Origin of the sequence: Streptomyces sp. P3, from assembly GCF_003032475.1 — a bacterium.
In the GTDB taxonomy this organism is placed as follows: domain Bacteria; phylum Actinomycetota; class Actinomycetes; order Streptomycetales; family Streptomycetaceae; genus Streptomyces.
Map to the genome: position 1 here is coordinate 3,106,540 of NZ_CP028369.1, position 16,211 is coordinate 3,122,750.

General features: G+C 72.9%; 12 protein-coding genes. 11 read left to right on the top strand and 1 reads right to left on the bottom strand.

The window, feature by feature from the left end:
• Positions 1-18 precede the first annotated feature (18 nt).
• From C6376_RS13905 to C6376_RS13915, 3 genes are all read left to right on the top strand, one after another.
• Positions 19-2,421, top strand: coding sequence for a UvrD-helicase domain-containing protein (locus C6376_RS13905; RefSeq protein WP_173985640.1), 2,403 nt, complete (start codon positions 19-21; stop codon positions 2,419-2,421).
• Between the two features lie 330 nt (positions 2,422-2,751).
• Positions 2,752-4,170, top strand: a complete 1,419-nt coding sequence (locus tag C6376_RS13910) for an NAD-dependent malic enzyme (protein WP_107443707.1) — start codon at positions 2,752-2,754, stop codon at positions 4,168-4,170.
• A 310-nt stretch (positions 4,171-4,480) separates the two neighbouring features.
• Positions 4,481-4,762: an HU family DNA-binding protein gene (locus C6376_RS13915; protein ID WP_007382399.1), complete on the top strand. Its 282-nt coding sequence runs from the start codon at positions 4,481-4,483 to the stop codon at positions 4,760-4,762.
• Positions 4,763-4,867: 105 nt separating this feature from the next.
• Here the strand turns inward: C6376_RS13915 and murA are convergent, their stop codons facing one another.
• Positions 4,868-6,214, bottom strand: coding sequence for a UDP-N-acetylglucosamine 1-carboxyvinyltransferase (gene murA / locus C6376_RS13920; protein WP_107443708.1), 1,347 nt, complete (start codon positions 6,212-6,214; stop codon positions 4,868-4,870).
• 346 nt (positions 6,215-6,560) lie between these two features.
• On the opposite strand from murA, the gene C6376_RS13925 reads away from it, so the two are divergent.
• The 8 genes from C6376_RS13925 (at position 6,561) to C6376_RS46130 (ending at position 16,031) form a co-directional block, all read left to right on the top strand.
• Positions 6,561-7,133, top strand: a complete 573-nt coding sequence (locus tag C6376_RS13925) for a YqgE/AlgH family protein (protein WP_107443709.1) — start codon at positions 6,561-6,563, stop codon at positions 7,131-7,133.
• Positions 7,134-7,175: 42 nt separating this feature from the next.
• Positions 7,176-7,475 (top strand): DUF3039 domain-containing protein, encoded by a 300-nt coding sequence (locus tag C6376_RS13930; RefSeq protein ID WP_069773379.1) that lies wholly within the window; start codon positions 7,176-7,178, stop codon positions 7,473-7,475.
• A gap of 395 nt (positions 7,476-7,870) precedes the next feature.
• Entirely contained in the window at positions 7,871-9,496 is a 1,626-nt protein-coding gene (locus tag C6376_RS13935; RefSeq protein WP_107443710.1) for a beta-N-acetylhexosaminidase, read from the top strand.
• A gap of 151 nt (positions 9,497-9,647) precedes the next feature.
• Positions 9,648-10,769: an IS630 family transposase gene (locus tag C6376_RS13940; protein WP_107441906.1), complete on the top strand. Its 1,122-nt coding sequence runs from the start codon at positions 9,648-9,650 to the stop codon at positions 10,767-10,769.
• A gap of 120 nt (positions 10,770-10,889) precedes the next feature.
• Positions 10,890-11,783, top strand: a complete 894-nt coding sequence (locus tag C6376_RS13945) for a xanthine dehydrogenase family protein subunit M (protein ID WP_107443711.1) — start codon at positions 10,890-10,892, stop codon at positions 11,781-11,783.
• Positions 11,780-13,513, top strand: a complete 1,734-nt coding sequence (locus tag C6376_RS13950) for a 2Fe-2S iron-sulfur cluster-binding protein (RefSeq protein ID WP_107443712.1) — start codon at positions 11,780-11,782, stop codon at positions 13,511-13,513. The genes C6376_RS13945 and C6376_RS13950 overlap by 4 nt, the downstream gene beginning before the upstream one ends.
• The gene (locus tag C6376_RS13955) at positions 13,510-15,819 is read left to right on the top strand and encodes a xanthine dehydrogenase family protein molybdopterin-binding subunit (protein ID WP_107443713.1); all 2,310 of its coding nucleotides are present in this window, start codon (positions 13,510-13,512) and stop codon (positions 15,817-15,819) included. The genes C6376_RS13950 and C6376_RS13955 overlap by 4 nt, the downstream gene beginning before the upstream one ends.
• A complete protein-coding gene (locus tag C6376_RS46130) occupies positions 15,816-16,031 on the top strand; it encodes a hypothetical protein (RefSeq protein ID WP_159083201.1) in 216 nt (71 codons plus the stop codon). Before C6376_RS13955 ends, C6376_RS46130 begins: the two co-directional genes overlap by 4 nt.
• Positions 16,032-16,211 lie beyond the last annotated feature (180 nt).

The following is a 16,211-nucleotide window of genomic DNA, read 5'->3' on the forward strand; positions in this document are numbered from 1 at the left end:
ACGTCAGAAGGGGGCCCGGTGGCCGCTCAGGCACAGCAGGAGACCGTGGTCGGATCGGTCGACGAAGCCGCGCAGGATCCCAAGGGGGATTCGGTGCGGGACCGAGAGATCAGCGTCGAACAGGTACACCTCGACCGGGTGTACCGCCGCCTCGAGGAGAAGATCCACGAGGCCGAGTTCCTCATGAACGACGCGGCCCAGCGGGGCCAGGTCGGCACGCCCGGCGCCCTCGCCGAACGGGACGCCCAGGTCTTCCGGGCAGGCGTCCACCTCAACCGGCTCAACAACGAGTTCGAGGACTTCCTCTTCGGGCGGATCGACCTGCTGCTCGGCAGGGACGGCAGGAAGGGCCCGGACGGCGCCTACACCGCCGTCGAGCCCGCCGAGGGCGCCGTCCGCCCCGACAACACGGCCGACATCGCCGAGACGCTGCACATCGGCCGGATCGGCGTCCTCGACTCCGAGTACGCGCCGCTGGTCATCGACTGGCGGGCGCCCGCGGCCGCCCCGTTCTACCGCTCCACCCCCGTCGACCCGGGGCGCGTGGTGCGCCGCCGGGTCATCCGCTCCAAGGGACGGCGCGTCCTCGGCGTCGAGGACGACCTGATGCGTCCCGAGCTGCGGGCGTCCCTGGACGGCGGCGAACTGCCCGTGATCGGCGACGGCGCCCTCATGGCCGCCCTCGGCCAGGCCCGCGGCCACACCATGCGCGACATCGTCGCCTCCATCCAGGCCGAGCAGGACCTCGTCATCCGGGCCCCCGCCGCCTCCGTCACCTACGTCGAGGGCGGTCCGGGCACCGGGAAGACCGCCGTCGCGCTGCACCGGGCCGCCTATCTGCTCTACCAGGACCGGCGCCGGTACTCCGGCGGCATCCTGATCGTCTCGCCCACGCCCCTGCTGGTGGCCTACACCGAGGGTGTGCTCCCCTCCCTCGGCGAGGAGGGCCAGGTCGCCGTCCGCGCCATCGGCTCCCTCGTCGACGGCGCCGAGGCCACCGTGTACGACTCCCCGGCGGTGGCCCGGGCCAAGGGGTCGTACAGGATGCTGAAGGTGCTGCGCAAAGCCGCCCGCGGCGCCCTGGAGAACGGCGACGGCGGCCGCGGCGCGAGGCAGCAGACACAGCTCGGCTTCGACGAGAGCGACGAGCCGGACGAGACCTCCGCGCCCCCGGGCACGCCCGGCCGTCTGCGTGTCGTCGCGTTCGGCCGCCGGCTGGAGCTGGACGCCTCCGACCTGCAGCGGGTCCGGCACAGCGCGCTCAGCGGCACCGCCCCGGTGAACCTCCTGCGCCCCCGCGCCCGCAAGCTGCTCCTGGACGCCCTGTGGGAGCGCTCCGGCGCTTCCGGCCGGCACAGCGACCCGGAGCTCGCCGCCGAGCTGCGCTCCTCCTTCGACGAGGACGTGAGCACCGAGGACGCCTTCATCGCCTTCCTCGACGCCTGGTGGCCCGAGCTCACCCCGCAGGCCGTCCTGCGGGCCATGGCCGACGAACGGCGGCTGGGCCGCTGGGCCCGCCGGATCCTCAACCCCGGCGAGGTCCGCAAGGTCGCCCGCTCCCTCAAGCGGGACGGGCTCTCCGTGCACGACATCGCCATGCTCGACGAGCTCCAGGCGATCCTCGGCGCCCCGGCCCGCCCGCGCAGGAGACGCGAGCTCGACCCGCTGGACCAGCTCACCGGCCTCGAGGAGCTGATGCCGACGCGCGAGGAGACCCAGCGTGAGCGCGCCGAGCGGCTCGCGCAGGAGCGCACCGAGTACGCGCACGTCATCGTCGACGAGGCACAGGACCTCACCCCCATGCAGTGGCGGATGGTCGGCCGTCGCGGCCGGCACGCCACCTGGACGGTCGTCGGCGACCCGGCCCAGTCCTCCTGGTCCGACCCCGACGAGGCCGCCGAGGCACGCGACGAGGCCCTCGGCACCCGCCCCCGCCGCCGTTTCCAGCTGACGGTGAACTACCGCAACCCGGCCGAGATCGCCGAACTGGCCGCCAGGGTGCTGGCCCTGGCCATGCCCGGCGCCGAATCCCCGTCGGCGGTCAGGTCGACGGGTGTCGTGCCCCGCTTCACGGCCGCCCGCGGCTCCCTGGCGCAGACCGTGCGCGCGGAGGCCGAACGGCTCCTCGCGCGCGTGGACGGCACCGTCGGCGTCGTCGTCGCCATGAACCGCCGTGAGGAGGCCAGGCGCTGGCTGGCCGGCCTCGGGGACCGTGTGGTGGCGCTCGGCAGCCTGGAGGCCAAGGGCCTGGAGTACGACGCCACGGTCGTCGTCTCGCCGGCGGAGATCGCCGACGAGTCGCCGGCCGGGCTGCGGGTGCTGTACGTCGCCCTCACCCGGGCGACGCAGCAGCTCACGGTGGTGTCCGGGGAGCGGGACGAGCCGGACGCCCACGGGGTGCCGGACCTTCTGCGCGACTGACTGCCGAGATGTGCCCGCACGGGAATGGCGTTCGGGCATCCGTTTGTTAGCCTGGTCGTGACACCGGCTCGATCCAAGCCCCCGGGCCCAACCTTCGTCGCTACGAGCGACCACTTGCCGCGAGGCGAGCATGGCGGGTCGGTGTCATGAACGAGGGGAGAGGCCCGCATCACCTGTGATGCGGGCCTCTTTCATGCGCCGGGCACGGCCGCGCCCGCCCCTTCGTCGAGAACAAAACGATCGCAATTCGGGGCGGCTTTCCCGTACTCGTCGGTAGGTGCGACGATCGGACCGCAATCCCGCGACCCAGCAGTGCAGAGGAAGTCGGCCATGGCAACGGCGCCCAGCGTCTCCTACTCGATGACGGTCCGGCTGGAGGTGCCCGCGAGCGGTACCGCGGTCTCCCAGCTCACCGGGGCCGTCGAGTCCCACGGAGGCTCGGTGACCGGCCTCGACGTCACGGCGTCCGGCCACGAGAAGCTCCGCATCGACGTCACCATCGCCGCCACCTCCACCTCCCACGCCGACGAGATCGTCGAGCAGCTGCGCGGCATCGAGGGCGTCACCCTCGGCAAGGTCTCCGACCGTACGTTCCTGATGCACCTCGGCGGCAAGATCGAGATGGCGTCCAAGCACCCCATCCGCAACCGCGACGACCTCTCGATGATCTACACGCCGGGTGTGGCCCGCGTCTGCATGGCGATCGCCGAGAACCCCGAGGACGCCCGCCGCCTCACCATCAAGCGCAACTCCGTTGCGGTCGTGACGGACGGCTCCGCCGTGCTCGGCCTCGGCAACATCGGCCCGAAGGCCGCGCTGCCCGTCATGGAGGGCAAGGCGGCCCTCTTCAAGCGGTTCGCCGGCATCGACGCCTGGCCGCTGTGCCTGGACACCCAGGACACCGACGCCATCGTCGAGATCGTCAAGGCGATCGCCCCCGGCTTCGCGGGCATCAACCTCGAGGACATCTCCGCCCCCCGCTGCTTCGAGATCGAGGCCCGGCTGCGCGAGGCCCTCGACATCCCCGTCTTCCACGACGACCAGCACGGCACCGCGATCGTCGTCCTCGCCTCCCTCACCAACGCCCTGCGCGTCGTGGGCAAGGGCATCGGCGACGTGCGCGTGGTCATGTCCGGCGCGGGCGCGGCCGGCACGGCCATCCTCAAGCTGCTGCTCGCCGCCGGCGTCAAGAACGCGGTCGTCGCCGACATCCACGGCGTGGTCCACGCGGACCGGCCGGACCTCGTCGACGCGGCCCCCGACTCGGCGCTGTGCTGGATCGCCGACAACACCAACCCCGAGGGACTCACCGGCACGCTGAAGGAGGCCGTGCGCGGCGCGGACGTCTTCATCGGCGTCTCCGCCCCGAACGTCATCGACGGCGACGACGTGGCCGCGATGGCCGAGGGCTCGATCGTGTTCGCGCTCGCGAATCCCGACCCCGAGGTCGATCCGGCGGTCGCCCGCCAGACGGCCGCGGTCGTGGCCACCGGCCGCTCCGACTTCCCGAACCAGATCAACAACGTGCTGGTCTTCCCGGGCGTCTTCCGCGGTCTGCTGGACGCGCAGTCCCGCACCGTCAACACGGAGATGATGCTCGCGGCCGCGAAGGCCCTCGCGGACGTCGTGAGCGAGGACGAGCTCAACGCGAACTACATCATCCCGAGCGTCTTCAACGACAAGGTCGCGGGCGCGGTGGCCGGCGCGGTCCGCGAGGCCGCCAAGGCCGCCGGAGCGTCGGCCTCGTAGGCTTTGTAGGCTCTGTCGTGCAGCACGCGGGGGCCGGGGCGGTCTGTGACGATCGCCACGACGGCCCCCGCATCGGCGCGTCGTGGAACGGCGCGCCGTGGACGGCCCTCTAGGGTTGCGCCCGAGCCAAGCGCTCTGTGTGACTCCCAAGGGTTGTCTCACGACTCCGAGCGGGTGCCGGATTGGCTTTCCCGCCGCAGGTAGGGGCAGGATGCGTCCCTGGGCGCGAGCACAACGACTTCGCTGTGCCCCACAGGCGGCTCTGCCGCGTGGCACGCCTCAACGGCAAGAAGAACACGGGAGTAACAACATGAACCGCAGTGAGCTGGTGGCCGCGCTGGCCGACCGCGCCGAGGTGACCCGTAAGGACGCCGACGCCGTTCTGGCCGCGTTCGCCGAGACCGTCGGCGAGATCGTCGCCAAGGGCGACGAGAAGGTCACCATCCCCGGCTTCCTGACCTTCGAGCGCACCCACCGTGCCGCTCGCACGGCGCGCAACCCGCAGACCGGTGACCCGATCCAGATCCCGGCCGGCTACAGCGTCAAGGTCTCCGCGGGCAGCAAGCTCAAGGAAGCCGCCAAGGGCAAGTAGGCCTTCGCGTACGCGACGGTATCCGCGTACGAGGCTCAGCAACGCGAATGGGGCGGCTCCCCCTCGGGGGAGCCGCCCCATCGTCGTACGCGGACGGCGGGCCGGCTAGCCGAGCGCCTTGCCCGGCAGTTCCACCTTCGCGCCGAGCTCCATCAGCTTCTCCATGAAGTTCTCATAGCCGCGGTTGATGAGGTCGATGCCGTGCACGCGGGAGGTGCCCTGCGCCGCGAGGGCGGCGATCAGGTACGAGAAGCCGCCGCGCAGGTCGGGGATGACCAGATCGGCGCCCTGGAGCTTCGTGGGGCCCGACACGACCGCGGAGTGCAGGAAGTTGCGCTGCCCGAAGCGGCAGTCGGAGCCGCCGAGGCACTCGCGGTAGAGCTGGATGTGGGCGCCCATCTGGTTGAGCGCCGAGGTGAAGCCCAGCCGGGACTCGTAGACCGTCTCGTGGACGATCGACAGGCCGGTGGCCTGGGTGAGGGCGACGACCAGCGGCTGCTGCCAGTCCGTCTGGAAGCCGGGGTGCACGTCCGTCTCGAGCGCGATGGACTTCAGGTTGCCGCCGGGGTGCCAGAAGCGGATGCCCTCGTCGTCGATCTCGAAGGCGCCGCCGACCTTGCGGTAGGTGTTCAGGAACGTCATCATCGAGCGCTGCTGGGCCCCGCGGACGTAGATGTTGCCCTCGGTCGCCAGCGCCGCCGACGCCCAGGACGCGGCCTCCAGGCGGTCCGACAGGGCGGCGTGGTTGTAGCCGCCGAGCTTGTCGACGCCGGTGATGCGGATGGTGCGGTCGGTGTCCATCGCGATGATGGCGCCCATCTTCTGCAGCACGCAGATGAGGTCCTCGATCTCCGGCTCCACGGCCGCGTTCGAGAGCTCGGTGACGCCCTCCGCCAGGACGGCCGTCAGCAGCACCTGCTCGGTCGCGCCGACCGACGGGTACGGCAGCCGGATCTTCGTGCCGCGCAGCCGCTGCGGGGCCTCCAGGTACTGACCGTCCTCCCGCTTCTCGATCTTCGCGCCGAACTGCCGCAGCACGTCGAAGTGGAAGTCGATGGGCCGGCCGCCGATGTCGCAGCCGCCGAGGCCCGGGATGAAGGCATGCCCGAGGCGGTGCAGCAGGGGGCCGCAGAACAGGATCGGGATGCGGCTGGAGCCCGCGTGGGCGTCGATGTCGGCGACGTTGGCGCTCTCGACGTAGGTCGGATCGAGCACCAGCTCGCCCGGCTCCTCGCCCGGACGGACCGTCACCCCGTGCAGTTGCAGCAGACCGCGTACGACCCGCACGTCACGGATGTCCGGAACGTTGCGCAGCCGGCTCGGCTCACTGCCCAGCAGGGCGGCGACCATGGCCTTGGGTACGAGGTTCTTCGCACCGCGGACCCGGATCTCGCCCTCGAGCGGGGTGCCGCCGTGGACAAGCAGTACGTCGTCAGAGCCGTTGACGGTCATGTGTCTCGCGTTCCATGGATGGTGGATCAGGGCAGGGCCGTTGGGGTGGGGGCAGGGCCAGATGAAACAGAGTAATCGCCGTCGGCCCCTGTGCCGTAAGCCCGAGGACGCCTCAGGATCGTCATGGCTGTGTCACAACACGAACGGTTCCCCGGCGGGCACACAAGGTCACCGCGGCCGGTCCGTGCGGCGTGTGCGCCCGGTCCGCGTCCGTGCGCCGGTCCGGCTCCCGCCGCCCCCCTCGACCGACGTCCCACCGGCCCGCACCTCCCCGTTCCGCCGCGCGCACCCTCGTCCCCCCGCATTGCCTCCCCACTCCGCGGAAAGATGCGGGATCATGTCTGGCATGACCGAGGTGTCCTCGCTCACAGGGCGGCTGCTCGTGGCCACGCCCGCCCTGGCGGACCCGAACTTCGACCGTGCGGTGGTGCTCCTCCTCGACCACGACGAGGAGGGCTCACTCGGCGTCGTGCTCAACCGGCCCACCCCGGTGGGCGTCAGCGACATCCTGGAGGACTGGGCGCAGCTCGCGGGCGAACCCGGCGTCGTCTTCCAGGGCGGCCCGGTGTCCCTCGACTCGGCCCTCGGAATCGCCGTCATCCCGGGCGGCGCGGCCGTCGACGGCGCCCCGCTCGGCTGGCGCCGGGTGCACGGCGCGATCGGCCTGGTCGACCTGGAGGCCCCGCCGGAACTCCTCGCCGCGGCGCTCGGCTCCCTGCGGATCTTCGCCGGGTACGCGGGCTGGGGGCCCGGCCAGCTGGAGGACGAGCTCGTGGAGGGCGCCTGGTACGTCGTGGAGTCCGAGCCGGGCGACGTCTCCTCGCCGTCCCCCGAGCGGCTCTGGCGCGAGGTGCTGCGGCGTCAGCGCAACGACCTGGCGATGGTCGCGACCTATCCGGACGACGCCTCGCTGAACTGATGCGCGTGAGCATCCCGGCCGGGCTTCAGTACGCTTGGCGCCATGAGCACTCTTGAGCCTGAGACCCAGCCCCAGCGAGGCACGGGGACGGGGACCCTCGTGGAGCCGACGCCGCAGGTGTCGCACGGCGACGGGGACCACGAGCGCTTCGCCCACTACGTCCAGAAGGACAAGATCATGGCGAGCGCCCTCGACGGGACGCCCGTCGTGGCCTTGTGCGGCAAGGTCTGGGTGCCCGGTCGCGACCCGAAGAAGTACCCGGTGTGCCCCATGTGCAAGGAGATCTTCGAGTCCATGGCGGGCGGCGGGGACGACAAGGGCAAGGGCGGCGACAAGAAGTAGTCCGCGGAGCTTCCAGGGCCCCCGAGGGCGCGTCGCGGCGCGCTCCGGGGGCTTTCGGCGTGTGCGTCGCCGCACGGGGTGCCCCGGCCCGTCTCGGGGGCTTCGGCGGACGTCGAGCCGCGTCTGGTGGCGTCGGGTGGTGTCGGGTGGCGCCGAAAGGCGGCGGGCGACGGCGGGGTGGCTCCGGGATGTCACAGATTGGTCCAGACCTCTTGTCGGAGTGATCCGCCGGCCCTAGCCTCCTGTGTGCTGCGCGAGCCCGCGGTGTGTCGGGCGCGGGTGCGTGGCGCAGAGCGGCGCGGCCGTGGCGCATAGGCGCACGCACCCGCACGCCGCAACCAGGGGCCCTGCGAAAGCGGTTCCCGGAGCCCCGAAGGACTGACGTGACGTCTGCGATGGATCTCGTCCCCGCGCCCCGCACCGTCGAGGGCCCCCTGGGCCGCGACGTCCCGTTCGACGCGAACACCACCCTGTGGGCCGCTCCCGGCACGGAGACCGCCGAGCGCTGGCTGCGCGGCACGCTCGGCGCGGCGCTCGGCCTGCCCCTGCGGCCCGGACCACGGGACGCCCGCGACGGCGTACGGCTGTGTCTGGACGACACGCTCGCGCCCGAGGCGTACCGGCTGAGCGTCGTCGCGCACGGGGGCGGGGGCGTCGAGATCCGCGGCGGGGGCCCCGCCGGCGTCTTCTGGGGCGCCCAGACGCTGCGACAACTCCTCGGCCCGGAAGCCTTCCGGCGCGCACCCGTCCGGCCCGGGACCAGGTACGCCGTCCCGCACCGGACCATCGAGGACGCCCCCCGGTTCCGGTGGCGCGGCCTGATGCTCGACGTGGCCCGGCACTTCATGCCCAAGGACGGCGTCCTGCGCTGCCTGGACCTCATGGCGGCGCACAAACTCAACGTCTTCCACTTCCATCTGACGGACGACCAGGGCTGGCGCATCGAGATCCGCAGACATCCCCGGCTCACCGAGGTCGGCTCCTGGCGGGCCCGCACCAAAATCGGCCATCGCGCCTCGCCGCTGTGGGACGACAAGCCGCACGGCGGCTTCTACACCCAGGACGACATCCGGGAGATCGTCGCGTACGCGGCGCAGCGGCACATCACCGTCGTCCCCGAGATCGACGTGCCCGGCCACTCGCAGGCCGCGATCGCCGCGTACCCCGAACTCGGCAACACCGACGTCGTCGACACCACCGCCCTCTCCGTCTGGGACACCTGGGGCGTCAACCCGAACGTCCTCGCCCCCACCGACCACACCCTGCGCTTCTACGAGGGGGTCTTCGAGGAGGTGCTGGAACTGTTCCCCTCGGAGTTCGTCCACGTCGGGGGTGACGAATGTCCCAAGGAGCAGTGGCGGCGCTCACCGGCCGCGCAGGCCCGCATCGCGGAACTCGGCCTCGCGGACGAGGACCAGCTGCAGTCCTGGTTCATCCGCCACTTCGACACCTGGCTCGCCGCGCGCGGGCGGCGGCTCATCGGCTGGGACGAGATCCTCGAGGGCGGGCTCGCGGACGGGGCGGCCGTGTCCTCATGGCGCGGCTACGCGGGCGGGATCGCCGCCGCGAAGGCCGGACACGACGTGGTGATGTGCCCCGAGCAGCAGGTGTACTTCGACCACCGGCAGGCGGCCGGCGCGGACGAGCCGGTGCCGATCGGTCACGTCCGCACCCTGGAGGACGTCTATCGGTTCGATCCCGTTCCCACGGAGTTGACGCCGGCACAGGCGCGGCACGTGCTCGGCACGCAGGCCAACCTGTGGACCGAGGCGATGGAGGACCACGCGCGCGTGGACTACCAGGCCTTCCCCCGGCTCGCCGCCTTCGCCGAGGTCGCCTGGAGCGATCTGCCCGCCCCGCCGGAGCGGGACTTCGCCGGCTTCGAGCGGCGGATGCGGGCCCACTACGCGCGGCTCGACGCCCTGGGCGTCGGCTACCGCCCGCCGGGCGGACCCCGGCCGTGGCAGCGGCGCCCCGGCATCCTCGGGCGGCCCCTCGAGGGACGGCCCCCGAACCGGTGATCCGGGGCGTCACGCAGAAACCCCGGCAGGGTCACCGAAGAGAGGCAATTCACGCGCACCGGTGATGCCATGTGAAAACGGACCATCTCCGCGACGAGGTGGGCGAATGCCTCCTAGTGTCCTGCGCCAGTAGTTGATCGTTAGTAGTTGTGTGACTTCTGCTGCTGGTGCGTCAGTTCCTCGTCGGGGCCCGAAGCTGGAACCGTTGCTGCTGTCTGATGACGAGCGGGCGGAGTTGGAGCGGTGGACGCGTAGGGCGACATCGGCCCAGGCCGTGGCCTTGCGGGCGCGGATTGTGCTGGCGTGCGCTGGTCCGGAGGTACCGCCAATCGTCGTGGTCGCCCGCGAGTTGCGGGTGGCCGCCGACACCGTCCGTAAGTGGCGGCGGCGGTTTTTGGCGGAGCGGCTGGACGGCCTGGTCGACGAGCCCCGGCCGGGCCGGCCGCCCACCATCAGCGTCGACCAGGTGGAGGCGGTCGTGGTCACGACGCTGGAGGAGATCCCGAAGAACGCCACCCACTGGTCGCGGAAGTCGATGGCGGAGCACAGCGGCCTGTCGAAGTCCACGGTCGGCCGGATCTGGCGGAAGTTCCAGCTCAAGCCGCATCTGGCGGACACGTTCAAGCTGTCGACGGATCCGTTGTTCGTGGAGAAGGTCTACGACGTCGTGGGTCTGTACTTCAACCCGCCCGAGGGTGCGGTGGTCCTCTCGGTGGACGAGAAGTCGCAGATCCAGGCCCTGGACCGGTCGCAGCCGGTGCTGCCGATAATGCCGGGCATGCCCGAGCGGCGTACTCACGACTACGTCCGCAACGGCCTGACCACCTTGTTCGCCGCGTTCGATGTCGCCACCGGCGAGGTGATCAGTGCCCTGCACCGTCGGCATCGGGCCGTGGAGTTCAAGAAGTTCCTGATCCGGATCGACAAGGAGGTGCCCGCGCACCTGCAGGTCCACTTGATCGTGGACAATTACGGCACTCACAAGACTCCCGCGATCAAGGCCTGGCTGGCCAAACACCCCAGGTTCGAGCTGCACTTCACCCCGACCGGCTCCTCCTGGATCAACCAGGTCGAGCGGTGGTTCGGCTACCTGGCCCACCAGATGATCCGCCGCGGCGCACACAAGAACATCCAGGCCCTCGAAGCCGACATTCGGGCATGGGTCAAGGACTGGAACAAAGAACCCAAGCCGTTCATCTGGACCAAGACAGCCCAAGAGATCCTCGACTCCCTTGCCCGCTTCTGCCGACGGATCTCTGGCGCAGGACACTAGCGGACCCCCGCGCTCGGGTGTTGCGAAGATGTGCCAGAGTTGCCACGTCCGCCCTGTCAGCACGTACCGTACGGCTTCACAGGTGGGACCAGGTGGGGCAGCGGGAAGGGGCAGCCGGTTTTGAGCACGCACGCACCGCAGGCGGCGCAGGCCGTCACGCTGCCCACGACACTGGACGACGCCGTGGCGGCCCTGGCGGCCATGCCCGCGGCCGTGCCCGTGGCCGGCGGCACCGACCTCATGGCCGCCGTGAACTCGGGTCAGCTGCGCCCCGCCGGGCTGGTGGGCCTCGGCCGGATCAGCGAGATCCGCGGCTGGCAGTACCAGGACGGCCACGCGCTGCTCGGCGCCGGACTCACCCACGCGCGCATGGGCCGCCCCGACTTCGCCGCCCTGATCCCGGCGCTCGCCGCGGCCGCACGCGCCGCCGGACCGCCGCAGATCCGCAACGCGGGCACCCTGGGCGGCAACATCGCCTCGGCCGCCCCCACGGGCGACGCGCTGCCCGTGCTGGCCGCGCTGGAGGCGACCCTGATCGTCGCGGGCCCGGGCGGAGCCCGCCGGGAGGTCCCGGTGTCGCACCTGCTGGCCGGCATGGAGATGCTGCGCGGCGGCGAGCTCATCGGGTACGTGCGCGTGCCCCTGCTGCACGCCCCGCAGGTCTTCCTGAAGGCCACCGGCCGCACCGGTCCGGGCCGCGCGGTGGCCTCCGTGGCGCTGGTCCTCGACCCCGCCCGGCGCGGGGTCAGATGCGCGGTGGGCGCCATAGCGCCGATGCCGCTGCGGCCGCTCGAGGCCGAGCAGTGGGTCGCCCGGCTGATCGACTGGGACAACGGCCGCACGATCGTCCCCGAGGCCCTCACGGCCTTCGGCGAGTACGTCGCCGCCGCCTGCATCCCCGACGCGACGCCCGGCGTGGACGGCTCCGTGCCGGAACTTCCGCCCGCCGTACTGCACCTGCGGCGCACCGTCGCCGCACTGGCCCGACGAGCACTGGGGAGGGCGCTGTCGTGACCGACGACCAGCAGGGACCCGGACACGGACAGGAGAACGGGCAGGACCAGGGCGCGCCGCAGGGCGTCGGCCGCTGGGACCCGTTGCCCCACGGGGACTACGACGACGGCGCGACCGCCTTCGTGAAGCTTCCCGAAGGCGGCATCGACGCCCTTCTCGCGGGCCGCGGCGACAGCCCGCTCGCCGCGCCCGGCCACGGGTACGTGCCGCCGCAGATAGCGGTGGCGCCCCCCGCGGACGACGCCGCCACCTGGGCGGCCCCGGCCGGCGGCAGCGACTGGCCCGTCACGCAGGACACCCCGCAGACGGTGGGCGACGACCGCTTCAGGTACAACCCGGGCGCGACCGGCCAGTGGACGTTCGAGGACGCCTCGGCGGGCCCGGGCGCACCCCCGTCCGCTCCCGCCCCGGGCCACGACGTGACCGGCCAGTGGTCGATCCCCGTGGCCGGCGGCGACCTTCCCGACGAATCGGGCGAGTTCACCGCGTCGTCCCTGGTCGAGCAGTGGGGCAGCACGCCCCCGGCCACCCTGCCCGGCGGCGCGTCCGCACCCTGGGCGACGGAGCCGTCCGGCACGGCGCACCAGGCGTGGGCGCAGCCCGCCGACGAGGCCGGCCCGGCGGCCCCCCGGACGACGGACCCGGCGGCGTACGGCCACGCGCCCGCGCAGCCGCCCCCGCACGAGACGACGGGGACCCCGTTCGCGCCGGAGCACGACCCGTCGGCCACGTCCCCCGACCGGGTCCGCCCCGACGCCGAGCCGGCCGCCCCGCACGCCCACCCGAGCGGCGCGTTCGCCCCGGAGGTCTCCGCCGAGGCCTACACGGTGCCCGCCGACGGCCCCGGCGGAACCGCCCGGCAGGCCACCGCGGCCGAGGAGGCCGCCGAGACGTCCGGGGAGCCGGAGTCCGCCCGCGAAGCCGCCCACGGCCCCGCGGAAGCCGTCCACCGCCCCGCCGAGCCGGCCCCCGCGGACGACGACGCGCCGACCGGCGACGCCCGGCAGCCGCACGCCCCGGACGCCCGCGCCTCCGACCCGCAGCCGGAGCAGGCGGCGGACGAAGGCGCCGACGACGCTCCGCCGCCCTTCCACGAGGAACACCCCCTCGCCGGTTACGTGCTGCGCGTCAACGGCTCCGACCGGCCCGTCACCGACGCCTGGATCGGCGAGTCGCTGCTCTACGTGCTGCGCGAGCGGCTCGGCCTCGCGGGCGCCAAGGACGGCTGCTCGCAGGGCGAGTGCGGCGCCTGCAACGTCCAGGTGGACGGAAGGCTCGTCGCCTCCTGCCTGGTCCCGGCCGTCACCACAGCCGGCAGCGAGATCCGCACCGTCGAGGGGCTGGCCGTCGACGGACAGCCCTCGGACGTGCAGCGGGCCCTCGCCGCCTGCGGGGCCGTGCAGTGCGGCTTCTGCGTGCCCGGCATGGCGATGACGGTGCACGACCTGCTCGAGGGCAATCCGGCGCCGTCGGAACTGGAGGCCCGCCAGGCCCTGTGCGGCAACCTGTGCCGCTGCTCCGGCTACCGGGGCGTTCTGCGCGCCGTCCAGGACGTCGTCGCCGAGCGTCAGGCGCACGCCGACGCCGAGGCGGACGGGGACGAAGCACGTATCCCCCATCAGGCGGGCCCGGGCGCAGGCGGCGTGCACGCGTCGGCGTTCGAGAACCCGGCACAGCCCCACCCGCATGACCCCGCCTACGGACAGGGCCAGGACGGAGGCCAGGCGTGACGAACGAGACAGCCACCGCGACGACTCCCGTGGAGGCCGCGCCGGCCCCCGAGCCGGTCCCGCACGGCCTCGGAGTGTCCCTGCAGCCCGCCGACGCGCGCGCCAAGACGGAGGGCACCTTCCCCTACGCGGCCGACCTGTGGGCCGAGGGCCTGCTCTGGGCGGCCGTCCTGCGCTCACCGCACCCGCACGCGCGCATCGTGTCCATCGACACCTCCCACGCGCGTGAGATGCCCGGCGTGCGGGCCGTCGTCACCCACGAGGACGTCCCGGGCCGCGCGCTGCACGGCCGGGGCACCGCCGACCGGCCGGTGTTCGCCTCCGAGGTGGTCCGCCACCACGGCGAGCCCATCGCGGCCGTCGCCGCCGACCACCCCGACACCGCGCGCATGGCCGCGGCCGCCGTCATCGTCGAGTACGAGACGCTCGACCCGGTGATCGACCCCGAGCTGGCCTTCGAGGCGGAGCCCCTGCACCCCGACGGCAACCTGATCCGCCACATCCCGCTGCACCACGGCGACCCCGCCGCGGCCGGCGTCGTCGTCGTCGAGGGCCAGTACCGCATCGGGCGCGCCGACCCCGCTCCCATCGGCGCCGAGGCAGGCCTCGCGGTGCCCCGCCCCGACGGCGGCGTGGAGCTCTACCTCGCCTCCACCGACCCGCACACCGACCGCGACACGGCCGCCGCCTGCTTCGGCCTCGAACCCGAACGGGTGAAGATCGTCGTCACCGGCGTGCCCGGCGCCACCGCCGACCGCGAGGACCAGGGCTTCCAGCTCCCGCTGGGCCTGCTGGCCCTCAGGACCGGCTGCCCGGTGAAGCTCACGGCGACCCGCGAGGAGTCCTTCCTCGGCCACGCCCACCGCCACCCCACGCTGCTGCGCTACCGCCACCACGCCGACGCCGAGGGCCGGCTGGTGAAGGTCGAGGCGCAGATCCTGCTGGACGCGGGCGCCTACGCCGACACCTCCGCCGAGGCACTGGCCGCCGCCGTCTCCTTCGCCTGCGGCCCCTACGTCGTGCCGAACGCCTTCATCGAGGGCTGGGCGGTGCGCACCAACAACCCGCCGTCGGGCCATGTGCGCGGCGAGGGCGCGATGCAGGTGTGCGCCGCCTACGAGGCGCAGATGGACAAGCTGGCGAAGAAGCTCGGCGTCGACCCCGCGGAGCTGCGGCTGCGCAACGTCATGGCGACCGGGGACGTCCTGCCGACCGGCCAGACGGTGACCTGCCCCGCCCCCGTCGCCGAACTCCTCCAGGCCGTCCAGGAGTTCCCCCTCCCGTCGCTCCCCAAGGACGCGCCCGAAGAGGACTGGCTGCTGCCCGGCGGCCCCGAGGGCGCGGGCGAGCCGGGCGCGGTGCGTCGCGGCGTCGGCTACGGCCTGGGCATGGTCCACATGCTGGGCGCGGAGGGCGCCGACGAGGTCTCCACCGCCACCGTGAAGGTCCAGGACGGCGTCGCGACGGTGCTGTGCGCGGCGGTCGAGACCGGCCAGGGCTTCACCACGCTGGCCCGTCAGATCGTCCAGGAGACGCTGGGCGTCGACGAGGTCCACGTGGCCCCCGTGGACACCGACCAGCCCCCCGCGGGGCCCGGCTGCCGGGGCCGTCACACCTGGGTCTCGGGCGGCGCGGTGGAACGCGCGGCGAAGATGGTCCGCACGCAGCTGCTCCAGCCGCTGGCGCACAAGTTCGGCATGTCCACGGAACTGCTGCAGATCACCGACGGCAAGATCACCTCCTACGACGGCGTCCTGTCGACGACCGTCACGGAGGAGATGCACGGCAAGGAACTGTGGGCGACCGCACAGTGCCGGCCGCATCCCACCGAGCCGCTGGACGCGGCCGGCCAGGGGGACGCCTTCGTCGGCCTCGCGTTCTGCGCGATCCGCGCGGTCGTGGACGTCGACATCGAGCTCGGCTCGGTGCGGGTCGTGGAACTCGCCGTCGCCCAGGACGTCGGCCGGATCCTGAACCCGGCCCAGCTCGCCGCCCGCATCGAGGCGGGCGTGACCCAGGGCGTGGGCATCGCGCTCACCGAGAACCTGCGCACCCCCCGCGGCCTGATCCGCCACCCCGACCTCACCGGCTACGCGCTGCCCACCGCCCTGGACGCCCCGGACATCCGGATCGTCAAACTGGTCGAGGAGCGGGACGTGGTCGCGCCGTTCGGGGCGAAGGCGGCCAGCGCGGTCCCGGTCGTCACCTCGCCCGCGGCGATCGCCTCCGCCGTCCGCGCCGCGACCGGCCGCCCCGTGAACCGCCTCCCGATAAGGCCGCAGGCCGCGGTGGTGACGGACCGGTGAGCGACCCGGCGACGGGCGACCTGCCGGCGGGGGACCCGGCGACGGGCGACCTGCCGGCGGGGGACCCGGCGACGGGCGACCCGTCGGACGAGCGCCGACCCGAAGCCCGGCAGTACGAACCCCCGCCGAGCGCGGGCAAGCTGCTGCTCTGGATCCTCCTGTTCCTGACCGCGGCGCTGGCCGTGGTGCTGGGCGGCGTGTACTTCACCTGACGGGCGCGCACCGACGCCCCCTGAACGCGCTTGAACTCCCGGCTCGGACAGCGGGCTCGAACACCGGGCGATCCGGGCGGGAAGGGAACGCACGGGGCGGACGCGACGTCTTCTGGTGCGGACCGGTGCCGGTGCGCGGGCCAAACCCGGCACGGTCGCGCGTCGCCGCTGGTCACAGCC